This is a genomic window from Mycobacterium sp. GA-1841 (genome assembly GCF_001954135.1).
Taxonomy (GTDB): domain Bacteria; phylum Actinomycetota; class Actinomycetes; order Mycobacteriales; family Mycobacteriaceae; genus Mycobacterium.
On record NZ_MBEQ01000079.1, the window covers coordinates 1 to 20,649 of the forward strand.

Genomic DNA, 20,649 nt, shown 5'->3' on the forward strand with positions numbered 1-20,649 from the left:
ACCCCGACCCCAGGCGCAGCCCGACAGACCCAACCCGCACCGCGGGGTCAAGATGCCCAAACGCAGCCACACCCGCGAGCAGGAACGTCAAGAACGCATCGCCGAAGAACGCCACCTCCGCGCCGAAATCAACAACGACCTCGACGTCGAACGCCAATACCAAATCTGGCTCACCGAGGAATACGGACCACCACCCCCGTACTGACGGACGCCGTCCCGCGGGATGCGACTCCCTTGCCCGCTTCCGCAGATAGCGCCTGGGCGACCATCGGTGTGCCATGACTTCTCGTGCCAGCTGGTCGGCCGGATCTGGCCGATCAGCGGCTCCAACACCGCGCGGTGTCGTTCGTCGTCGCCGAGGTCGTCGAGCTCCCTGGCCGCAGGACCACCGATGAGTTCACCGCCCTTGCCCCGCCTCCAGAACGGCCGGTCGTACACCGCGATGGCCCGGTAGATCGATCCCACATACGTGCTGTCGGCAAGCCGGGTGCGTTTGGGCGGCAGCGGTGGCTGATAGGTGATGGATGCGCCCATGGGTGCAGGGACGGTGACGACGACTTTCGCTGCCCCGAAAGCGCCCGCCACGATCTGCTCGTGACGGTCGGCCGCCTTGATGTAGGCCATTCGGATTCTCAGTCCCCTCGACTGAGCGACAGCCTAGAAGAAAGTCAGACGACCGACCGACGGTCAGCAGTTGACGAGTTCGGGCTCGCAGATCGGCTGTGAAACCGATTCCTGTGCAGGCTCCTTGACCGAAGGCTCTTCGACGGCCGACTCTTCGACGGCCGGCTCCTCAACCGCCGGCTCCGGATCCTTCGGCTTGCCGCCCCACGGGAATGCGAGCCGCACGATCTTGCGCACCACCGAGGCGAACTGCTTGTGAATCGGACCGGAGTTGTAGGGCAGTCCGTACCGCTGGCAGATCTCCTTGACCTCACCGGAGATCTCGGCGTAGCGGTGCGCGGGGATATCCGGGAACAGGTGGTGTTCGATCTGGAACGACAGATTGCCGCTGAAGATGTGGAACCACTTGCCACCGCTCAGGTTTGCCGATCCCAGCAGCTGCCGGAAGTACCACTGGCCGCGCGTCTCGTTCTGGGTTTCCTCGATGGTGAACTCGTGGGTGCCCTCCGGGAAGTGCCCGCAGAAGATGATGGTGTAGGACCACACGTTGCGCATCAGGTTGGCGGTCATGTTGCCGGCGAACACAAATGGGGCGAACGGCCCGGCCAGCAGCGGGAAGGCCACGTAATCCTTGACGGTCTGCTTGCGGACCTTGGCCCACATCTCACGCAGCATGTCTTTCTTGTCCCGCAGCCGGATCTCGCCGGAGCGGATGCGCTCGGTCTCCAGCTCGTGCAGTGCCACCCCGTACTGGAAGAACACCATCAACAGGAAGGCGTACAAGGGATTACCCAGGTAGTACGGGCTCCACTTCTGGTCCTCGCTCATCCGCAGGATGCCGTAGCCGATGTCACGGTCCATGTCGACGATGTTGGTGTAGGTGTGGTGCATGTAGTTGTGCGAGTGCCGCCACTGATTGGACGGGCAGGCCGAATCCCATTCGAAGTTCTGGCCGCGCAATGCCGGATCGCCCATCCAGTCGTACTGGCCGTGCATGACGTTGTGGCCGATCTCCATGTTGTCGAGGATCTTCGACAGTCCGAGCATCACGGTCCCGACCGGCCAGGCCGGCGGTAGGAACAGCAGTGCGCGGCCGCCGACCTCGAGCTTGCGCTGCATCTTGATGATGTCGCGGATGTAGGTGGCGTCGCGTTCGCCGAGATCGGCCAGGGTGCGTTCGCGGATGGTGTCGAGTTCGCGGCCGAACTCCTCGAACTGCTCAGGGGTAAGGGTGTAGGTCTTGTCGGACATGGCACGTCCTTTCGTCAGAGATCGATGACGACGTCACCGACGGGTGCGGTGACGCAGATCTGGATGTCTTCGCAGTCAGCGGTGGAGATCGCACCGGTGACCAAGTTGCGCACTGCGCCACGGCTCTTCGACCGGGTGCAGCTGTGGCAGATGCCCATGCGGCATCCGCTCTCGGGGGTCAGGCCCGCGGCTTCGGCTTGCGCCAACAGGGTCTGGCCGTCGTCGGCCACCTCCAGGCCGCTGCCGGTGAAGGACACCGTGCCGCCGGAGGATTCGGTCGGGATGCTGAACACCGGAGGCACGAAGCTCTCCGAGTGGGCACCCGGGCAGCGTTCGCGGACGGCGGCGACGAGGGCCGGTGGACCGCAGACGAACACCGCGTCGGGCGTACTACCGGGGAACGCGGCCTCGAGATGCGCCGCGTCGAAGTAGCCGTCGAGATCGCCGGCCGCCTCGTCTCGCGTGTAACCGTGCAGCACCCGTACGCCGTGCATGGCAGCAAGTTCAGTGCGGTAGCAGGCCTCCTCGACGCCGCGCGCGTAGTGCAGAAACGCGATCTCGCCGGTGAACGCCTGTGCACGCAAGGTGCGGAGCATGGACAGCACGGGCGTGATGCCGCTGCCGCCGGAGACGAAAAGGATGCGCTGCGGTGCCACCTCGGGCAGGACGAAATCTCCGCCGACGGAGTCGAGGCCGAGCACCATGCCCGGATACGCGTGATCACACAGGTAGGTCGAAACCAGCCCGCCGTCGTGGCGGCCGATCGTCAGTTCTACATGGCGCGCGCCTTCAGCGCTGGCCGGCGAGTAGCACCGGGTGCGGCGCCGGCCGTTGATCTCGACCGACAGATTGATGTGCTGACCCGCGCGAAAGCCGGCGAACGCCGCATTAGGTTCGAGGGTCAGCGTGACGCTGCGCGACGTCTGCCGCCGCACCGCCACCACTTTGGCGCGGGCCTCGCCGCGGGTCCAGGTCGGTTCCACCAGTTCGGTGTAGCGATCGACGCCGTGCGGGCCGGTGAGCAAGTTCGCGAGCGCACTCAGCCGGGGTCCGGCCAGCAGCCGTCGACCAACGCCTTCAGCCATAGTTTGAGTGAACATGTGTACACAGTGCGCGTGCACAAGCGGATCTGTCAACGACAAAACGGCTGCAAGTGGTAGGCTTCACATCAGTGAACAGACGTACGCCCACTTCACGAACACGATCACGTGAGTCGTTGACCCGCGAGGAACGCAAAGAGGCCACGCGGCGCGCGATCATCAGCGCCGCCCTCACCCTGCTGAAGGACCGCAGCTTCAGCGCGTTGTCGCTGCGAGAGGTCACCCGCGAGGCCGGTATCGTGCCCGCAGCCTTCTATCGGCATTTCGACTCGATGGACGCACTCGGACTCGTCCTCATCGACGAATCGTTCCGGTCGTTGCGTGACATGCTGCGCGGTGCACGCGCAGGCAAACTCGACCCGCACCACGTCATCGAATCCTCAGCCGAGATCCTCATCGGCAGCGTCAACGAGCGGCGCGAACATTGGCGCTTCATCTCCCGGGAACGCTCCAGCGGAGTGTCGGTGCTGCGCTACGCGATCCGCACCGAAATCCGGCTGATCACCTCCGAACTCGCGATCGATTTGGCCCGCTTCCCCGCGCTCAAAGACTGGAGCAGCGAAGATCTCAACATTCTGGCCAACCTGTTCGTCAACGCGATGATCTCGACGGCCGAGGCACTCGAAGACGCCGGCGACGCACAATCCATCGAGGCCATCCACCGCACCGCGGTCAAGCAACTACGGATGATCGCCGTTGGCGTCAACGGGTGGCACAGCACCGGCTAGGGTCCGCCCATGCCCTCTGCAGAGCCCCTCGATCTGACCTACCCACGACCCGACATCGCCGTCCTCACGCTCAACCGCCCGGACAAACTCAACGCGCTGTCCTACGAGTTGGTCGAGGCGCTGCACGCCGCCCTCGACACCATCGCGGCGAACAACGAATGCCGTGTCGTGGTGCTCACCGGCGCCGGACGCGGTTTTTGCTCCGGGCTGGATCTGAGCAATCCCAATCCGCCCGAGGCCGGCGGCGGCACCGAGTTCCCCCGCTCCGGCATGCGCTGGCAGGAACGCATCGCCAACCTCACGGTCAAACTGCACCGGCTGCGCCAGCCCGTCATCGCCGCGGTCAACGGCGCGGCCTACGGCGGTGGCTTCGCTTTGGCTGCCGCCAGCGACATCCGGATCGCCGGCCCGGCGGCGAAGTTCTGCACGCAGTTCATCAAGCTGGGCATCGGTGGCTGTGACATCGGCGTCAGCTACACCCTGCCCCGGATCATCGGCGCGGGCCCGGCGTTCGATCTGATTCTGACCGCCCGTGCGGTCGACGCGGCCGAGGCGCTGCGGCTCGGTCTGGTCACCCGCATCGTCGACGACACCGCCGATTTGCTCGGCGCAGCCCTTGACATCGCCGAAACCCTTTGCGGCTATGGCAAATTCGGCCTGGAATCCACCAAGCAGGTGTTGTGGGCCAACCTCGACGCCGGCTGCCTGGAGACCGCGCTACACGTGGAGAACCGCAGCCAGATCCTGTCGGTCGGCACCGGCAGCCTGGCCGGATCCGCTCAGTTCACCAAGCACACGTAAGCGTCACAACTTGTACCCAGTGATCGACACGAGCCAAAGGAACCCGATCGCGAGCAACCAAGCCAGCATGACGGCGACGAAGATGCACCCTGCGATCCGAAGACGCCGGGGCGACGTGAAAGGCACTGCGATCACGACCATGCCCGCCATGACGCCGAGCCCGCCCGCAAACGATTTGGCCGCGTAAAACGAACCCGCGAGCCCGCCCACCACAACGAACGGAATCACCCACCGATAATTTTCACGCGGTATGCCGAAGGGCAACATCGCTCCGTCGGCCGGCAGCACCAGATCGGGCCGATAGTGCGCCAGCCAGCGGCCGATCTGCCCGGTGGGCCAATCCTTCTCGAACTCATGCGGGTAGATCGCATCAGCACCCCGCGCGCAAATGGCCCATGCATTGAAGACGATTCGCAAGGACCGGCTCATGTTGATCATGGTGATGCCGGTGATGTCGCGCCACTCGAGATGCACTGTCTTCCCGCGACGTTCGAACATGATTCCGGCCGGTGACATCGTCAAGGTCTGACGCGCCCGGCTGCGCCACACGCGGGTACTGTCCGCACCCTGCAGCACGACCGGTACGGTGAAGTCGTCGTAGACCGCCGCTGTCATCGCGCTGTTCCGCCACCGTCGACAATGATCACCTGCCCGGTCATGTAACTACCGGCGTCCGAACACATCAGCAGCGCCGCGCCGACCATCTCGTCGGGGCGGGCCAGGCGCTTCATCAAGGTGCCGCCAACCATGTGATCGATCGCCTCCGGCGGGTTGTTGCGCATCATGTCGGTGTCGACCGGTCCCGGCGCCAGGGCATTGACCCGGATGCCCAACGGGGCGAACTCGGCGGCCATCGACCGGGTGACCGACATCAGCGCCGCCTTGCCCGAGGCGTAGATCGACAGCGACGGCGCGAAGTTGAACGCCCCGACCGACACCATGTTCAGCACCGCGGCCTTCGCGCTGGCCTGCAGATGCGGCAAGGCGTGTTGCACCAGAAAAACCGGCCCCCGCAGGTTCACCTCGTAGGACTTGGCCCAGGCTTCCGGCGTCATCTGCCCCAGCGGCTGGGCCAGCGCGTTGGCGGCGTTGTTGACCACGACATCGATCCCGCCGAACTCCGCGACCGCCCGTTCCACCAGGACGCCGAGATCGTCGATGTTTCCGCTGTGGGTGGGCACGCCGATGGCCTGAGCTCCGAGACCGCGCAAATGCTCGGCCGCCTTCTCGCAGGCGGCCGGCTTGCGGCTGGCCACCACCACACGCGCTCCGGCCAGCGCGAAGCCCTCGGCGAGGGCCAATCCGATACCGCGGGTGCCGCCGGTCACGATCACGGTCCGGTCGGTCATGTCGAACAGATGGTCAAAGGTCTCCCGGTTCACCCCGCCAGTAGAACACCCTGCCCCGGGGGGTGGATTGAGCCCCTACCGCAGTGTCAGCATGGAGAGAGTATGAGAGTCAATCGGCGTCGCTGGTGGGTGTTGCGAGCACTCGGCCGGAACCCGCTCGTCCGACGCACCGATCGGCTCGAGGCATGGACCATGGTGCTCGCCGTGGTATTCGTCGTCCTGATCATCCCGAATGCCGTCACCGTCGGTGAGTCAGTGCACGCGCACACGCTGCGCACCGCCGAGACCCAGGCGCAGACGCGCACGGCGGTACAGGCGACCGTGGTGGACGACACCCCGTCGACGCCCATGCCCGACGAGGGCACCGCTGCCGTCGCCACCATCACGTGGACGGCCAACGGCGCCCCGCACACCGGTGCGATACGCCCCACCCGTTCGCTGAACGCCGGCGACACCGTGCCGATCTGGGTCGATCAAACCGGGCGCCGAGTGCGGGCTCCGTTGTCACCGTCCAGCGCCGGGACCTACGGCGTCGCCGCCGCAGTGTCCGTCTGGCTTGGCGCAGCGGTGTTGTGCGGCCTGGTCATCGCCGCGCTCCGGGTACTCCTCGACCGGCTCCGCATCCGCACCTGGGCCGCCGAGCTTCGGGTTCTGCTCGACCGTGGCGATGGCCGAACCAAATGGCACCACTGAGTCTCAGCCCAGCGTTCGCGCACTGAGGAACTCACGTTCGGCGCCGCTGATCGGGTCGGTGAACCTCAGACGCTGCGCCAGCAGCTGCAGCGGGTGCTCAAAATCGTCTGGAGCCACATCGATAACCGTGGGATACAAGGGATCTCCGACGATCGGCAAGCCGATCGAGGCCATGTGCACCCGCAACTGATGCGTCTGCCCGGTACGAGGCGTGAGGCGGTACAGCCCGACTCCCACGGGTTCGACGTAAGTTTCGGCATTGGGCTCACCGGGTTCCTCGAATGCCTGTAACCGACCGCGCTGCTTGATGATTCGACTTTGCAGCGTGGTCGGAAGCGCCAGCGCCGAGTTCCCGGTCGCGCGGGCCAGATACGTCTTGCCCACCCCGCCCTCGGCGAACAGGCGCTGATAACGTCCCCGCACCTCGCGACGCACGGTGAACAACAACACCCCGGCGGTGAGCCGGTCCAGCCGGTGCGCCGGGCTGAGTTCCGGTAGATCCAGTTCCCGACGCAGCCGCACCAACGCGGTCTGCGCGACGTGGGTGCCGCGGGGCATGGTGGCCAGGAAGTGCGGCTTGTCGACCACGACGATGTCGTCGTCGCGGTACAGGACCGGGATGTCGAACGGAACTTCCACCTCGTCGACCAGGTCGCGGTAGAAGTACACGTAGGCCCCGGCGGGCAACACCGTCGAGTCATCGACGATCGAGCCATCCGGTAGAACCACTTCCCCGGCAAGCACTTTCGCGCCGATACCGAAACGGGTCTGCAACTCGTCGTGCACGTTGCCCCCGAGAAGCCGCAACCGCGCCGGGCCCAGGCCGTCCCGAACCGGCAGCGGGGGCGGCTTTCTCAACGCGCCCTCAATTCAGCGGCACGGGTTCGAGGATCTGGGCGCGGGCCTCAGGGGCGGCCTGGCGCAGCGCATCGGCGGACTCGTCATCGGGCTGGCGTTGCGACTGCACCTCGGCCTCCACCCTGGCGATGTAGGTGGCCACCTCGCGGTCGACGTCCTCGGCGCTCCAACCCAGCACCGGGGCAACGACTTCGGCAACTTCGCGGGCACAGTCCCGCCCACGGTGCGGGTACTCGATCGAGATCCGCATCCGCCGGGCCAGGATGTCCTCCAGATGCAGCGCCCCTTCGGCTGCCGCGGCATAGTAAGCCTCGACCTTGAGGTAGACCGGCGCATCGGTGATGGGTTCCAACAGATCCGGTCGACCCTCAGCCATCTGCAACACCTCACCGATGAGCGAGCCATAGCGGTCCAGCAGGTGCCGAACACGGTAGGGGTGCAGCCCGTAGCGCTTGCCCACCGACTCGGTCTGATTGATCAGGGCGAAGTACCCGTCGGCGCCCATCAACGGGACCTTCTCGGTGATCGACGGCGCCACCCGGGCCGGAATGAATTCGGCGGCAGCGTCGATCGCGTCGGCCGCCATCACTCGATAGGTGGTGTACTTGCCGCCGGCGATGGCCACCAACCCCGGTGACGGCACCGCGACGGCGTGCTCACGCGACAGCTTGGACGTCTCCTCGCTCTCACCGGCCAGCAGCGGCCGCAGACCGGCGTACACCCCGTCGATGTCGTCATGGGTCAACGGCGTGGCCAGCACGGTGTTGACATGGCCGAGGATGTAGTCGATGTCGGCCTTCGTCGCGGCCGGATGCGCGAGGTCGAGATTCCAATCCGTATCGGTCGTGCCGATGATCCAATGGGTCCCCCACGGGATCACGAACAACACCGACTTCTCGGTACGCAGAATGATCGCCACTTCGCTGACGATCCGATCGCGCGGCACCACGATGTGCACGCCCTTGGAGGCGCGCACCCGGAACCGCCCACGCTCCTTGGACAGCGCCTGGATCTCGTCGGTCCAGACGCCGGTGGCATTGACCACGACGTGGCCCCGCACGTCGGTGGTGGCGCCGTCCTCAGAGTCACGCAGGGTCACGCCCACGACCCGATCACCTTCGCGCAGGAGCGAAACCACCTGGCTCGACGAGCGCACCACCGCCCCGTAGTGGGCCGCTGTGCGTGCCACGGTCATGGTGTGGCGGGCATCATCGACGACGGTGTCGTAGTAACGGATTCCGCCGATCAGCGAGCTGCGCTTGAGCCCGGGCGCCAGCCGCAGGGCCCCAGACTTGGTCAGATGTTTCTGTGCGGGAACGGATTTCGCACCACCAAGCTGGTCGTAGAGGAAAATCCCGGCCGCCACATACGGCCGCTCCCACCATCGGTTGGTCAACGGGAACAGGAACGGCAACGGCTTGACCAGATGCGGCGCCAGCGTGGTCAGACTCAGTTCCCGCTCGTGCAACGCCTCACGGACCAGCCCGAACTCCAACTGTTCCAGGTAACGCAGCCCACCGTGGAACATCTTGGAGCTGCGGCTCGATGTACCGGACGCGAAGTCGCGGGCCTCGACGAGAGCTACTTTCAGCCCTCGGGTGGCCGCGTCCAACGCCGCGCCCGCGCCCACCACGCCGCCGCCGATGACCACTACGTCGAACTGTTCACCGCCGAGGCGTTGCCAGGCTTGCGCCCTTTGCTGCGGACCGAGGAAGGTTTGCCCGTCGCCCGGTGCTGAGATCGGGTCAGTCACGATTCCCAGGCTACGTGGACGAGGTGGGATCCGCCTGATTCTCTAGTCCAGGTCGTCGTGTTTCATCAGCTGGCGCGCCGCTTCGGTGACCGAGCCCGACAGCGACGGGTACACCGAGAACGTCTGCGCCAGCTCGCCGACCGGGATGCCGTTCTGGACGGCCAGTGCGATCGGCAGGATCAGCTCGGAGGCGATCGGCGCCACCACCACACCCCCGATCACCACCCCGGTGGCCGGGCGGCAGAAGATCTTGACGAAACCGCGGCGCAGGCTGGACATCTTGGCCCGGGCATTGGTGTTGAGCGGCAGGGTCAGGGTGCGGGCCGGCACAGATCCGTCGTCGATCTTGGCCTGCGGAACCCCGACCGCGGCGATCTCCGGTCGCGTGAACACCGCCGCGGCGACAGTGCGCAGCCGGATCGGCGTCACCGCCTCGCCGAGAGCGTGATACATCGCGATGCGCCCCTGCATGGCCGCGACCGACGCCAGCGGCAGCAGACCGGTGCAGTCACCCGCCGCGTAGATGCCCGGCATCGAGGTGCGCGACACCCGGTCCACGGTGAGGTAATTGCCGGGCCCGAGCTCGATGCCGACCCGTTCCAGGCCCAGACCGCCGGTGTTGGGCACCGAGCCGACCGTCATCAGCGCATGGCTGCCCTCGACGACACGGCCGTCGTTCATGGCGACGCGCACACCGCTGTCCGTACGGGTCACCGACTGCGCGCGAGCGTTCTTGACCAAGGTGACACCGCGCTCGGAGAACACCTCCTCCAGCACCGCGGCCGCGTCGGAGTCCTCGTGCGGCAGGATCTGGTCGCGGCTGGCGACGACCGTCACGGTCACGCCGAGCTCGGTGTAGGCGTTGACGAACTCGGCGCCGGTGACTCCCGAACCCACCACGACGAGGTGATCGGGCAGGGTGTCGAGGTCGTACAGCTGGCGCCAGTTGAGGATGCGGTCGCCATCGGGCGCAGCATTGGGCAGGACTCGCGGGCTGGCACCGGTGGCGATCAGCACCACATCGGCGGTGAGCTGGCTGACCTCGCCCTCGCTGGTGGTGACCTTCACCCGATGCTGGGCCATGCCGGGAACGTCGTCGATCAGCTCGGCGCGGCCGGCGATCAGGTCGATGCCCTCACTGCGCATCCGCTCGGCGATGTCCACCGACTGCGCCGCGGCCAGCGTCTTCACCCGTTCGTTGATCTGCGGCAATGAGATGTTGGACTGCTCGAAGTCCAACGAATAGCCCAGGTTGGGTGCGCGCCGCAGCTCGGTGCGCACCCCGGTGGAGGCGATGAACGTCTTCGACGGCACGCAGTCCCACAGCACGCATGCGCCGCCGATCCCGTCGCTGTCGACGACGGTGACATGCGCGACCTCCGGGCCGCGGGCCGCGGCGACCAGCGCCGCCTCATATCCGGCGGGTCCGCCGCCGATGATCACGATGCGGGTAGCCACTGGACCAACCTAACGAACTTCGCCGATTAAGCTGTCTAACCGTGCCGCTGTACGCCGCGTATGGATCGAATATGCACCCGGAGCAAATGCTCGAGCGGGCTCCGCACTCGCCGATGGCAGGTACCGGGTGGTTGCACGGTTGGCGGTTGACCTTCGGCGGTGAGGACATCGGCTGGGAAGGCGCGCTGGCCACCGTCGTCGAAGATCCGCTGTCGAAGGTGTTCGTCGTGCTCTACGACATGACGTCGGCCGACGAACACTCCTTGGACCGGTGGGAGGGCTCCGAGCTCGGGTTCCACAAGAAGATCCGCTGCCGGGTCGACCGGTTGTCGTCGGATACCGACACCGACCCCGTCCTGGCCTGGCTCTATGTGGTCGATGCCTGGGAGGGCGGTCTGCCCTCGGCTCGCTATCTCGGGGTGATGGCCGACGCCGCGGAGATCGCCGGCGCGCCGGAAGCGTATGTGCACGATCTGCGCACCCGTCCCGCCCGCAACATCGGGCCCTAGGTCACCCAGAGGCGGCGACGATGTTCACCATCGTGCGCACGCCGACGCCGAGGGCCCGCTCGTCGATGTCGAACGTGGGCTGATGCAGATCGAGCTGTGGGCCTTGACCGCTCCACACTCCGAGACGCCCCATCGCACCGGGCACGTCTTCGAGGTACCAGGAGAAATCCTCGCCGCCGCCGGACTGATGGGTGTCGGCAAGTACATCGGGGCCGACGGCCTCGATCGCGTGGGTGAGGATGCGCGTGGACACCTCTTCGTTGACCACCGGGGGCACCCCGCGTCGGTAGTTGAGGCTGTGGGAGATGTTGAGCGGGGCCAGCAGTGACGTAACCGACTGTTCCACAATGGATTCCAGTGTCAGCCAGGTGTCGCGGCTGGCGGTGCGGATGGTTCCGGCCAGGGTGCCGATTTGCGGGATGGCGTTGGCGGCCACGCCCGCATTGACCGCGCCCCACACCATCACGGTGTCATGCCGCGGGTCGATGCGCCGCGACAGCACGCCGGGCAGCCCGGTGATCAGCGTGCCCAGCCCGTAGACCAGGTCGCCGGTCAGGTGCGGACGCGAGGTGTGCCCGCCGGGTGAGTGCAGGGTGATCTCGATGGAATCGGCCGCCGAGGTGATCGGACCGGGCTTGGTGGCCACCCGACCGACAGCCAGCCGCGGATCGCAGTGCAGGGCGAAGATCCGGCTCACCCCGTTGAGCACACCGGCGTTGATCGCGTCGATCGCGCCGCCGGGCATCAGCTCCTCGGCCGCCTGGAACAGCAGGCGCACCCCCACCGGCAGTTCCGGCACCGACGACAGGGCCATCGCCGCGCCGAGCAGTACCGCGGTGTGCGCGTCATGCCCGCAGGCATGCGCGATGTTGGGAACCGTGGAGGCATACGACGCGCCGGTCCGGTCGGCCATCGGCAAGGCGTCCATGTCCGCCCGCAGAGCGATGCGTGGGCCGTCCTCCGGCCCGAAGTCACAGGTCAACCCAGTGCCGCCGGGCAGCACTTTGGGATTCAACCCCGCGTCGGCAAGGTGACTGGCGACGAACTCGGTGGTGGCGAACTCTTGGCGGCCCAATTCCGGATGCGCGTGCAGATGCCGGCGCCACGACACCATCTCGTCGTAATGTGCCGACAGCCAGCGGGCAGCGGCGTGCTGCAACACGCTCATGACGCCCGCCTCGTCTCCTGGGCCGCCAGTACCCGATCACGCTGCGCCGGCGTCTCGGCGAGCGCAACCACGGTGCGGGCCAACATGATCGCGCCTTCCACCACAGCCTGGTCGGCGCTCGGGCCGGCCGCTGCCGCGGTGAACGCGGGCTGGTGGATCGCCGCGCCGCCCGAGTCGATACCGATCACCGGATGGATTCCGGGCATCACCTGGCTGATGTTGCCCATATCGGTACTGCCCAGCGGCACACTTGCCTCCACGTTCTCGGGTAACGGGTTACGGCCCAACCGCAACATCTCGGCGCGGATGGTCTCCGAAAGCCATGGGTCGGGCGCCATTTCGGCATAGGCGGGCCCGATCTCGGTGACCTGGTGCTCGCAGCCGGTGGCCAGGGCCCCGGCCGAAAAACATCCGGCCATCCGCTCTTCCAGCTCGCGCAGCGCCGGCATGTCGGTGGCCCGCATGGTGTAACGCATCTCGGCGCGGCCCGGGATGACGTTGGCAGCCTGCCCGCCGTGGGTGACGATGCCGTGCATCATCTGCCCGGGCATGAGCTGCTGACGCAACAGGCCGATGGCCACCTGCGCGACGGTGACCGCATCCCCGGCATTGACGCCCAGATACGGCGCCACGGCGGCATGCGACTCCCGGCCGATGTAATCGACGGTCACCTCCGACAGCGCCAGCGAGCGGGCAGCGGCGATGTCCACCGGGCCCGGGTGCAGCATCACCGTCGCAGCGATGTCGTCGAACACTCCGGCGTCGAGCAGCAACACTTTTCCGCCGCCGAGCTCCTCGGCCGGAGTGCCGACCAGCACCACCGTCACGCCGAGGTCGTCGGCCACGTCCGCCAGCGCGAGCGCGGTACCGACCGCCGAGGCCGCGATGATGTTGTGCCCACAGGCGTGACCGATCTCGGGCAGCGCGTCGTACTCGGCACAGATCCCGACCACCAGCGGGCCGCTGCCGTACGACGCCCGGAACGCGGTGTCCAGGCCGCCCGCGCGCGCGGTGATCTCGAATCCGTATTCGGCCACCAGCGCCTGGGTCTTGGCGCAGCTGCGATGCTCGGCGAAGGCCAACTCGGGCTCGGCGTGGATCGAATGCGAGAGTTCGACGAGGTCGCCACGGCGCCGGTTGATGGCGTCTTCGACGCTCAGCAAGGCGGTGGCAGACGGCATCCTCGCAGTATCTCACTGCTCGTTTGGCACGGTTAAGCTCGCCTATCGTGACCGATCTCCAGGCGTCAGCGCTGTCGTCCGCCGAAGCCATCGCCGAACGCACCGGAGTTCACCACCACGATGTCGCCGTCGTGCTCGGTTCGGGCTGGGCGCCCGCGGTCGCCGAGCTCGGGGATCCCGTCGCCACGGTGCCGATGGCCGATATCCCGGGGCTCGTCCCGCCCAGCGCGGTCGGGCATCGCGGCCAGATCCACTCCACCCGGATCGGTGCTCACCGGGTGCTGGTCCTGGCCGGCCGGATCCACGCCTACGAGGGGCATGGCCTGCAGCATGTCGTGCACCCGGTCCGCGCCGCGGCCGCCACCGGCATATCCACCCTGGTGCTCACCAATGCCGCCGGTGGCCTGCGGTCCGAATACGAGGTGGGCCAGCCGGTGCTGATCAGCGACCACCTCAACCTCACGGCACGTTCTCCGCTGATCGGCGCGCAGTTCGTCGACCTGGTCGACGCCTACTCCCCCCGACTGCGCGCGCTGGCCCGCGAGATCGAGCCGGCCCTGACCGAGGGCGTCTACGCCGGGCTGCCCGGCCCGCACTACGAGACCCCGGCCGAGATCCGGATGCTGCGCACCCTGGGCGCCGATCTGGTCGGCATGTCGACGGTGCTCGAGACCATCGCCGCGCGGGCCGCGGACCTGGAGGTGCTGGCCGTGTCCATGGTGACGAACCTGGCCGCGGGGATGACGGGCCAGCCGCTGAGCCATGCCGAGGTGCTCGAGGCCGGACGGCAGTCGGCGACCCGGATGGGTGCGCTGCTGCGCTCGGTGATCGATCGGATCGAGCCGATCAACTGACCGCGGCGACCGGTTCCTCGACCGCACGGCCGTGCCGCCCGCTCAGCCGGGCCATACCCCGCGCCATCAGCGGCGCCGCGAAGAGCATCAGAAGCACGCGCAGCACCTGCGCGGTGATGATGAAGGTGACGTTGGACCCGGTTTCCACCGCGGTGGCCAGCACCGCGTAGACGCCGCCCGGGCTGGTCGCCAGATAGCCCTCGAGCTGCGTCATCCCGGTGACGTCGGCCAGCAGCACGCCGAGGCCGGCGGTGGCCGCGCCGAGCACCAGGATCAAGGTCAGCGCCAGCGGCAGGATTCGGCCGATGGCGCGCAGCGATTCGCGGGTGAAGGCGACGCCGGCCTGCCAGCCGATCACCATGTAAGCGGCCTGCACCAGCAACATCGGGACCGTCAGCCCGAATGACAGACCACTGAGCTGCAGGCCCACGGTCAGAGCCAGCGGGCCGAGCAGCCCGGCCCCGGGAAGCCTGACCAACCGGCCGAGCACCGCGCCGACAGCGACGATGACGACCAGCATGACGAGGCTGAGATACCAAGGTGCCGAAGGGGCTTCACCGGAAACCGGCGCGGGATGGGACCGATCGGCATGAAAGATCAGGGTCACCACGAGGGGTATGGTCGCGGTGACCAGCGCTACCCGCAGGTACTGGACCACGGACACGACGCGATCGTCGCCGCCCAGTTCCCGTGCGATGGCCACCAGACCCGACGCGCCACCGGCCACCAGGGCCAGCGACCCCGTCAGGGGACTGACGTCGCGATGCAAACCCAATAGTCCACCGGCCAAGACGCTCAACACCAAGGTCGCCACGGTGACCACCGCCACGATCAACCAGTCCGAACCCATGGCGTCGACGGCATCCTGATGCACCATGGTGCCGATGTAGACGCCCAGCACGCCCTGGGCGATCACTCCCGCCGGACGAGGCATCCGCTCCGGGGCGAATGCGGCCAGGGCCAGCGCGATGCCGACCGCCAGACCGGCGAACAACGCCGCCGAGGGAACGCCGACGAGATTCAACGGGACGGTGACGGCGGTAGTCGCAACCACCAGCAGCACCCACCGCAGCGTCCGTGTCATCCGTGCGTCTACCTCCGACCTACATACTAAGTAAAACCTTGGCATTAGTCACCGCGAAAAACGGTCAACACGGACAAAGCGCGGTCAATACCAAGGTATAACTTGATTATGTCTGCAACATCGGCGACTGAACTCCGTGAGTCGATGATGGCGGTGGCCCGCCAGATGCGGCGCCACCGGCCCGATCACGGTCTCACGTTGAGTCAGCTGGAACTTCTCGGCGAAGCCGGCCGCACCGGCACCACCACCCCGGCCGAGATGAGCGCCCGGTTGCACGTGCGGGTGCAGTCACTCACCGACAGCATCAACGAGCTCGTCCGCCGCGGCCTGATCGTCCGCCGCCCCGACGACACCGACCGTCGCCGCCAGCTCATCGAGATCACCGCCGAGGGCACCGTGCTCCTGCAGGCCGACCGCGCCGAGCGGGACGCCTGGCTACACGCCGCCATGCGTGAGAACCTGACCGATCTGGAGTTCGACTTGTTGATGCTCGTGGCGCCGGTACTGCGCAAGCTTGCTTACTCCGACGCCAGTGCGGGCACACTTGGCTCATGACCTCCCTCGCGACTGCCTCCGCCGATTGGATCGCACACGACCCCGATCCGCAGACCGCTGCCGAATTGGCCGCCTGCAGTCCCGAAGAGCTCGACCGCCGGTTCAGTCATCCACTGACCTTCGGCACCGCCGGTTTGCGCGGACCGTTGCGGGGCGGGCCGGACGCGATGAACCTGGCCGTGGTCATGCGGGCCACGTGGGCCGTCGCGCAGGTACTCAAAGACCGGGGGTCGGGGGAAACCCATGTGGTGGTGGGTCGCGATGCTCGGCACAAATCCGACGAATTCGCCCTGGCCGCCGCCGAAGTGTTGGCCGGTGAAGGATTCGACGTACTGCTGATGCTGGCCGCCGTCCCGACACCGGTCATCGCCTACGCGGTCCGACATCTGCCCACCGCAGCGGGCATCCAGATCACCGCCTCGCACAATCCGCCGACGGACAACGGCTACAAGGTGTTTCTCGGCGGTGGCATGCAGATCATCCCCCCAGTCGACCGCGAGATCGAGGCGGCGATGGCCCGGGCGCCACATGCCGACGAGATTCCCCGGGTACCGGTGGAAGTCGGCGGCCTGCGCCAGATCCACGGCTACGTCGAGCGGGCCGCGCGGGTGCGCCGCAGTGCGGGGCCGGTGCGGGTGGCGCTGACGCCGCTGCATGGTGTCGGCGGCGAGTACGCGCTGGATGCCATGGCGCTGGCCGGATTCGACGACGTCCACGTCGTCGAGGAGCAGTTCGCGCCCGATCCGGACTTCCCCACCGTCGGCTTTCCCAACCCCGAGGAACCTGGTGCGGTGGATGCCCTGCTGGCCCTGGCTGACGACATCGACGCCGAGATCGCCATCGCGCTGGATCCCGACGCCGACCGGTGCGCCGTCGGCGTCCCGGGACCGGACGGCTGGCGCATGCTCACCGGCGACGAAACCGGTTGGCTGTTGGGCGATTACATCCTGTCTCAGCTGGAACCCGGCCCGGTCAGCGAGGCCGCCCTGGTGGCCAGCACCGTGGTGTCCTCCCGGATGCTGGCCGCGATCGCCGAGGCGCACGGTGCCCAGCACGCCGAAACCCTCACCGGTTTCAAGTGGTTGGCCCGCGCACAGAGTCCGGGCAACACCTTGGTGTATGCCTACGAAGAGGCGATCGGCCATTGTGTCGACCCGGCCGCGGTGCGCGACAAGGACGGGATCAGCACGGCCATCCTGGCTGCCGACCTGGTTGCGGCGCTGCGTGATCAGGGCCGCACCATGCTCGACGCGCTCGATGATCTGGCCAAGAAACACGGTGTCCATGTCACCGGCGCGGTGGCCCGCCACGTCGACGACGCCGACGCCGCCATGGCCCGGCTGCGTTCCGATCCACCGACCGAACTGGCCGGCATCGCCGTCACCGCAGAAGACCTGCAGCAACGTCCCGGACAACTCTGCACCGACGCCCTTATCTTCACCGGGGACGACGCGGGTACGTCGGTGCGCGTGGTGGTGCGACCCTCCGGGACCGAACCGAAGCTCAAGTCCTACACCGAGGTTCGCTGTTCGCCTAGCGATGACGTGAGCACCGCGAGAGCGCACGCCGAGAAGCTCAGCCAGGCCCTGGCCGACGCCGCGGCGCGCTGGTAGGCGCTCTCAGCGCGGACCGAACTGACGATCCCCGGCGTCCCCCAGACCCGGAACGATGTAGGCGATCTCGTTGAGCCCTTCGTCGATGGACGCCGTGATCAACCGGATCTCCGGTGCGGCCTTCTCCAGGGTGGCGATCCCCTGCGGCGCACACACCACGCACACCGCGGTGATGTCGACGGCATTGCGATCGCGCAGCAGGCCGATGGTGTGCGCCATCGAGCCGCCGGTGGCCAGCATCGGGTCGAGCACGAACACCGACCGGGCGCTCAGGTCGTCGGGCAGCGAAGCCAGGTACGGGGTCGGCTGGTGCGTCGTCTCGTCACGGGCCATCCCGACGAACCCGACCTGCGCCTCGGGGATCAGCGCATGCGCCTGATCGACCATGCCCAGACCGGCCCGCAACACCGGGACCAGTAGCGGCGGATTCGCCAGCCGCGACCCCGTGGTGTCGATCACCGGGGTCCGCACCGGGATCACCTCGGACGCGGCATCGCGGGTGGCCTCGTACACGAGCATCATCGTCAGGTCACGCAACGCCGACCGGAACCCGGCGTTGTCGGTGCGCTCATCCCGCAGCGTGGTCAGCCGGGCGGCAGCCAGAGGGTGGTCGACGACGCGTACATCCATTCCGCAGACCTTAACGGGATCGGCGCCCGCGGGGGCCCACGGACTACGGACCACGGGTTTTCAAGGGTCCGCTACGCGGTTGTCCGCACCAGTCTGAGATGGCGGCAATCCTGCCCCCGGACTCTGGAGAACTGAACATGGCGAAAGTCGTAGACATCGGCGATATCAGCCCACTGGGCTCGCCCACGGATGCCACCCCGGTGGAGTCCGACGCACAACTGGCCGACCGGTTCGCCCGCGAGGCGATGCCGTTTCACCCGGTCCTGTTGCGCACCGCGCGACGGCTCACGCTCACCCAGGCCGATGCCGAAGACCTCGTGCAGGACACGCTGATGAACGCCTACGCCGGCTTTCGACGGTTCGAGCCGGGCACCAACGTGCGGGCCTGGCTGTTCCGGATCATGCACAACCGGTGGATCAGCACACACCGGATGAGGCAACGCCGTCCGGACACCTTCACCGTCGGCGAGATCACCGACAGCGACATGTGGGGCAACGTCGTCCATTCCAAATCAGCAGAGCGTTCCGCCGAGGATCGCGCCCTTGACCTGTTCTGCGACAACCGGATTCGCGATGCGGTGCTGACCCTGCCCGAAGGTTTCCGCACGGTGCTGTACTACGCCGACATCGAAGGATGCACCTACGCCGAGACCGCGGCCCGCATGGAAATCCCACTGGGAACGGTGATGTCGCGAATATCACGCAGCCGGGAACGGCTGCGGGGGGCATTGACCGACACCCAGTGTGTCGCCTGAGAACAACGAGAGGACACCATGGAATCCGCAACGACAGAGCTCAAGGGATACACCGCACTGATCACCGGCGGGACCGCCGGCATCGGCTTGGCCTGCGCCAATCTGCTGGCAGGCGCCGGCGCGGCCGTGACGATCACCGGCCGGGACGAGAAGCGTGGACGCGACGCCGCGGCCGCGCTGGGCGGTGACGTCGATTTCGTCCGTGCCGACCTCGCCGACCTCGGGTCGGTGAAAGCCCTTGCCCAACAGTGTGATCAGACCGACATCCTGGTCAACAACGCGGCCGCCTTCCCGGGTGCGCTCACGGTCGAACAAGACATCGGCTCCTTCGAGCAGACTTTCGACACCAATGTGCGCGGCACCTATTTCCTGGTCGCTCAACTGGTGGGCGGCATGCTCGAACGGGGCCGCGGCAGCATCGTCAACGTCACCTCGATGGTCGCCTCCAAAGGCGTGCCCGGTGCCTCGGCCTACAGCGCCTCCAAGGCCGCGGTGGAATCATTGACCCGCACCTGGGCCGCGGAATTCGGCACCGGTGGAGTGCGGGTCAACAGCGTGGCACCGGGACCGACCCGCACCGAAGGGGTGGAGGCCCAATGGGGCGACACCAATGAGGAACTGGGCCGGGCCCTGCCGCTGGGCCGCACCGCCACCCCTGAGGAGATCGCCCACGCGGTGCTGTTCTTGAGCTCTCCGCGCGCGGCCTTCATCACCGGCTCGACGCTGCACGTCGACGGTGGCGGCACCGCCATCTGAACGCGCCGCGATTCAAGGGAACCGAACCGCGCCGACGGGCGTCCTAACCACATGCCCGCCGACACCCTGCGCGCCGACATGGCGGCCATCCGCGCCCTTGGCACCGCCCTGGCCACGCACGCCGCCGACCTGAACGCCGTGGCCGCCGCCCTGCGGTCGATGCCGTCACCGGCCGACGCTCTCGGACCGGTGGCCGAACGATTCGTCACCGCGTTCACCGAGGCCGTGACCGAACACAGTGCCGCAGTGGCGGCGCTGGGCATCCACACCGACTCGGGGGCGCTGCACGCGGAAGGGACCGTCGAGGTCTTCCACGCCGCCGGTCAGCGGGCCGCCAAGCTGTTGCCGCAGGTGTAGCGGTGCCCAGCACCCTGGCCGCGCCGCTGTACGAGCTGCGTGATCTGGTCGGGTCCGGCCGGCACGTCCCCGCGGTGACGGCCCTGGACGGCGCGCACACCACGCTGTCGGACATCGCCGTCGCGCTGCAGCACTCGTGGGACCGGGCCGTCGGTGAGTGGTCGGGCACCGCCGGCACCGCAGCCGCAGAGTTCACTGCGGGCGCTGCCGCCCAGGCGGCCGGTCTGGCGGAGCGGGCCCGGACGTTGAGCACTGCGGCCAGAGATGCTGGTAACGCGGTGGCCGACGCCGGGGCGCGGCTGCAGGCGATCATCGACCGCTTCGAGCAACGTGCCGCGGCATTGACGCCGCACCTCGCAGAGCCGGGGGTGGCCGAAGAGCTGGAGGCCGAGGCACGGCGAGCGATCAGCGAGGCGACCGCCGTCGTCGAGGAACTACGCGCCGAACTGGACGGTCAGGCCGGCGCACTCTCGAGCGCAGTCCCCGGCCCGGCCACGGGCGGATCGGCAGCCGATGGCAGGTCGAGGCCACGGCTCCAACCGACCGGCGTGGCGCTGCCAGAAGGGGCCGGG

22 protein-coding genes and 1 pseudogene are annotated in these 20,649 nt (G+C 67.5%); 11 read left to right on the top strand and 12 right to left on the bottom strand.

Annotated elements, in window-relative coordinates; genetic code table 11:
- Positions 1-87 precede the first annotated feature (87 nt).
- From A5740_RS19130 to A5740_RS19140, 3 genes are all read right to left on the bottom strand, one after another.
- Positions 88-624, bottom strand: coding sequence for an FAD-dependent oxidoreductase (locus A5740_RS19130; RefSeq protein ID WP_076196564.1), 537 nt, complete (start codon positions 622-624; stop codon positions 88-90).
- 63 nt (positions 625-687) lie between these two features.
- Positions 688-1,875, bottom strand: a complete 1,188-nt coding sequence (locus tag A5740_RS19135) for an acyl-CoA desaturase (RefSeq protein ID WP_076196566.1) — start codon at positions 1,873-1,875, stop codon at positions 688-690.
- A gap of 14 nt (positions 1,876-1,889) precedes the next feature.
- The gene (locus tag A5740_RS19140; protein WP_076196568.1) at positions 1,890-2,975 is read right to left on the bottom strand and encodes a ferredoxin reductase; all 1,086 of its coding nucleotides are present in this window, start codon (positions 2,973-2,975) and stop codon (positions 1,890-1,892) included.
- A gap of 71 nt (positions 2,976-3,046) precedes the next feature.
- Here A5740_RS19140 and A5740_RS19145 point away from each other — a divergent pair, with 71 nt between their 5' ends.
- Together A5740_RS19145 and A5740_RS19150 are read left to right on the top strand one after the other, a co-directional pair.
- Positions 3,047-3,703, top strand: a complete 657-nt coding sequence (locus tag A5740_RS19145; protein WP_076196570.1) for a TetR family transcriptional regulator — start codon at positions 3,047-3,049, stop codon at positions 3,701-3,703.
- A gap of 9 nt (positions 3,704-3,712) precedes the next feature.
- Complete coding sequence (locus A5740_RS19150; RefSeq protein ID WP_076196572.1) at positions 3,713-4,504, top strand: enoyl-CoA hydratase/isomerase family protein; 792 nt, start codon at positions 3,713-3,715, stop codon at positions 4,502-4,504.
- A 3-nt stretch (positions 4,505-4,507) separates the two neighbouring features.
- Here the strand turns inward: A5740_RS19150 and A5740_RS19155 are convergent, their stop codons facing one another.
- Together A5740_RS19155 and A5740_RS19160 are read right to left on the bottom strand one after the other, a co-directional pair.
- Positions 4,508-5,119, bottom strand: coding sequence for a hypothetical protein (locus tag A5740_RS19155; RefSeq protein WP_076196574.1), 612 nt, complete (start codon positions 5,117-5,119; stop codon positions 4,508-4,510).
- Positions 5,116-5,886, bottom strand: coding sequence for an SDR family NAD(P)-dependent oxidoreductase (locus tag A5740_RS19160; RefSeq protein WP_076196576.1), 771 nt, complete (start codon positions 5,884-5,886; stop codon positions 5,116-5,118). The genes A5740_RS19155 and A5740_RS19160 overlap by 4 nt, the downstream gene beginning before the upstream one ends.
- A 69-nt stretch (positions 5,887-5,955) precedes the next feature.
- Here A5740_RS19160 and A5740_RS19165 point away from each other — a divergent pair, with 69 nt between their 5' ends.
- On the top strand, positions 5,956-6,546 hold the full coding sequence (locus A5740_RS19165) for a hypothetical protein (RefSeq protein ID WP_076196578.1): 591 nt from the start codon (positions 5,956-5,958) through the stop codon (positions 6,544-6,546).
- Between the two features lie 3 nt (positions 6,547-6,549).
- Here A5740_RS19165 and A5740_RS19170 read toward each other — a convergent pair whose 3' ends face one another.
- The 3 genes from A5740_RS19170 to A5740_RS19180 are packed head-to-tail and all read right to left on the bottom strand — an operon-like array spanning position 6,550 to position 10,615.
- Entirely contained in the window at positions 6,550-7,404 is an 855-nt protein-coding gene (locus A5740_RS19170; RefSeq protein WP_076196580.1) for a pseudouridine synthase, read from the bottom strand.
- A 7-nt stretch (positions 7,405-7,411) separates the two neighbouring features.
- Positions 7,412-9,157 (bottom strand): glycerol-3-phosphate dehydrogenase/oxidase, encoded by a 1,746-nt coding sequence (locus A5740_RS19175; RefSeq protein WP_076196582.1) that lies wholly within the window; start codon positions 9,155-9,157, stop codon positions 7,412-7,414.
- Positions 9,158-9,199: 42 nt separating this feature from the next.
- Complete coding sequence (locus tag A5740_RS19180; protein ID WP_076196584.1) at positions 9,200-10,615, bottom strand: NAD(P)H-quinone dehydrogenase; 1,416 nt, start codon at positions 10,613-10,615, stop codon at positions 9,200-9,202.
- 41 nt (positions 10,616-10,656) lie between these two features.
- Between A5740_RS19180 and A5740_RS19185 the strand changes: the two genes are divergently transcribed.
- The gene (locus tag A5740_RS19185; protein WP_076196586.1) at positions 10,657-11,124 is read left to right on the top strand and encodes a gamma-glutamylcyclotransferase; all 468 of its coding nucleotides are present in this window, start codon (positions 10,657-10,659) and stop codon (positions 11,122-11,124) included.
- 1 nt (position 11,125) lies between these two features.
- On the opposite strand, the gene A5740_RS19190 is transcribed toward A5740_RS19185, so the two are convergent.
- Together A5740_RS19190 and A5740_RS19195 are read right to left on the bottom strand one after the other, a co-directional pair.
- Complete coding sequence (locus tag A5740_RS19190) at positions 11,126-12,292, bottom strand: M20 family metallopeptidase (protein ID WP_076196588.1); 1,167 nt, start codon at positions 12,290-12,292, stop codon at positions 11,126-11,128.
- Positions 12,289-13,473 carry a M20 family metallopeptidase gene (locus A5740_RS19195; RefSeq protein WP_076196590.1) on the bottom strand — a complete coding sequence of 395 codons (1,185 nt, stop codon included), beginning with the start codon at positions 13,471-13,473 and terminating at the stop codon, positions 12,289-12,291. The genes A5740_RS19190 and A5740_RS19195 overlap by 4 nt, the downstream gene beginning before the upstream one ends.
- A 44-nt stretch (positions 13,474-13,517) precedes the next feature.
- On the opposite strand from A5740_RS19195, the gene A5740_RS19200 reads away from it, so the two are divergent.
- Positions 13,518-14,327 (top strand): purine-nucleoside phosphorylase, encoded by an 810-nt coding sequence (locus tag A5740_RS19200; protein WP_371454773.1) that lies wholly within the window; start codon positions 13,518-13,520, stop codon positions 14,325-14,327.
- Here A5740_RS19200 and A5740_RS19205 read toward each other — a convergent pair.
- A complete protein-coding gene (locus A5740_RS19205; RefSeq protein WP_076196594.1) occupies positions 14,320-15,411 on the bottom strand; it encodes an AbrB family transcriptional regulator in 1,092 nt (363 codons plus the stop codon). The two genes, A5740_RS19200 and A5740_RS19205, sit on opposite strands and share 8 nt — an antisense overlap.
- Before the next feature lie 108 nt (positions 15,412-15,519).
- On the opposite strand from A5740_RS19205, the gene A5740_RS19210 reads away from it, so the two are divergent.
- Together A5740_RS19210 and A5740_RS19215 are read left to right on the top strand one after the other, a co-directional pair.
- Positions 15,520-15,966 carry a MarR family winged helix-turn-helix transcriptional regulator gene (locus tag A5740_RS19210; protein WP_076196596.1) on the top strand — a complete coding sequence of 149 codons (447 nt, stop codon included), beginning with the start codon at positions 15,520-15,522 and terminating at the stop codon, positions 15,964-15,966.
- Positions 15,963-17,579 carry a phospho-sugar mutase gene (locus A5740_RS19215; RefSeq protein ID WP_076196598.1) on the top strand — a complete coding sequence of 539 codons (1,617 nt, stop codon included), beginning with the start codon at positions 15,963-15,965 and terminating at the stop codon, positions 17,577-17,579. Before A5740_RS19210 ends, A5740_RS19215 begins: the two co-directional genes overlap by 4 nt.
- A gap of 6 nt (positions 17,580-17,585) precedes the next feature.
- On the opposite strand, the gene upp is transcribed toward A5740_RS19215, so the two are convergent.
- On the bottom strand, positions 17,586-18,209 hold the full coding sequence (upp, locus tag A5740_RS19220) for a uracil phosphoribosyltransferase (RefSeq protein WP_076196600.1): 624 nt from the start codon (positions 18,207-18,209) through the stop codon (positions 17,586-17,588).
- 137 nt (positions 18,210-18,346) lie between these two features.
- Here upp and A5740_RS19225 point away from each other — a divergent pair, with 137 nt between their 5' ends.
- The 4 genes and pseudogenes from A5740_RS19225 to A5740_RS19240 form a co-directional block, all read left to right on the top strand.
- Complete coding sequence (locus tag A5740_RS19225; RefSeq protein ID WP_076196602.1) at positions 18,347-18,964, top strand: sigma-70 family RNA polymerase sigma factor; 618 nt, start codon at positions 18,347-18,349, stop codon at positions 18,962-18,964.
- Positions 18,965-18,982: 18 nt separating this feature from the next.
- On the top strand, positions 18,983-19,720 hold the full coding sequence (locus A5740_RS19230; protein ID WP_076196604.1) for an SDR family NAD(P)-dependent oxidoreductase: 738 nt from the start codon (positions 18,983-18,985) through the stop codon (positions 19,718-19,720).
- A gap of 51 nt (positions 19,721-19,771) precedes the next feature.
- Entirely contained in the window at positions 19,772-20,077 is a 306-nt protein-coding gene (locus A5740_RS19235) for a hypothetical protein (RefSeq protein WP_254849254.1), read from the top strand.
- Positions 20,078-20,079: 2 nt separating this feature from the next.
- Positions 20,080-20,649, top strand: a pseudogene (locus A5740_RS19240) (glycoside hydrolase); the annotation flags it as partial.

Bases quoted from the DNA above. Each gene is read 5' to 3' on its own strand.
- A5740_RS19130 (WP_076196564.1), bottom strand. From the start codon at position 624: ATGGCCTACATCAAGGCGGCCGACCGTCACGAGCAGATCGTGGCGGGC.
- A5740_RS19135 (WP_076196566.1), bottom strand. From the start codon at position 1,875: ATGTCCGACAAGACCTACACCCTTACCCCTGAGCAGTTCGAGGAGTTC.
- A5740_RS19140 (WP_076196568.1), bottom strand. From the start codon at position 2,975: ATGTTCACTCAAACTATGGCTGAAGGCGTTGGTCGACGGCTGCTGGCC.
- A5740_RS19150 (WP_076196572.1), top strand. From the start codon at position 3,713: ATGCCCTCTGCAGAGCCCCTCGATCTGACCTACCCACGACCCGACATC.
- A5740_RS19155 (WP_076196574.1), bottom strand. From the start codon at position 5,119: ATGACAGCGGCGGTCTACGACGACTTCACCGTACCGGTCGTGCTGCAG.
- A5740_RS19165 (WP_076196578.1), top strand. From the start codon at position 5,956: ATGAGAGTCAATCGGCGTCGCTGGTGGGTGTTGCGAGCACTCGGCCGG.
- A5740_RS19190 (WP_076196588.1), bottom strand. From the start codon at position 12,292: ATGAGCGTGTTGCAGCACGCCGCTGCCCGCTGGCTGTCGGCACATTAC.
- A5740_RS19195 (WP_076196590.1), bottom strand. From the start codon at position 13,473: ATGCCGTCTGCCACCGCCTTGCTGAGCGTCGAAGACGCCATCAACCGG.
- A5740_RS19205 (WP_076196594.1), bottom strand. From the start codon at position 15,411: ATGACACGGACGCTGCGGTGGGTGCTGCTGGTGGTTGCGACTACCGCC.
- A5740_RS19210 (WP_076196596.1), top strand. From the start codon at position 15,520: ATGTCTGCAACATCGGCGACTGAACTCCGTGAGTCGATGATGGCGGTG.
- A5740_RS19215 (WP_076196598.1), top strand. From the start codon at position 15,963: ATGACCTCCCTCGCGACTGCCTCCGCCGATTGGATCGCACACGACCCC.
- upp (WP_076196600.1), bottom strand. From the start codon at position 18,209: ATGGATGTACGCGTCGTCGACCACCCTCTGGCTGCCGCCCGGCTGACC.
- A5740_RS19225 (WP_076196602.1), top strand. From the start codon at position 18,347: ATGGCGAAAGTCGTAGACATCGGCGATATCAGCCCACTGGGCTCGCCC.
- A5740_RS19230 (WP_076196604.1), top strand. From the start codon at position 18,983: ATGGAATCCGCAACGACAGAGCTCAAGGGATACACCGCACTGATCACC.
- A5740_RS19235 (WP_254849254.1), top strand. From the start codon at position 19,772: ATGCCCGCCGACACCCTGCGCGCCGACATGGCGGCCATCCGCGCCCTT.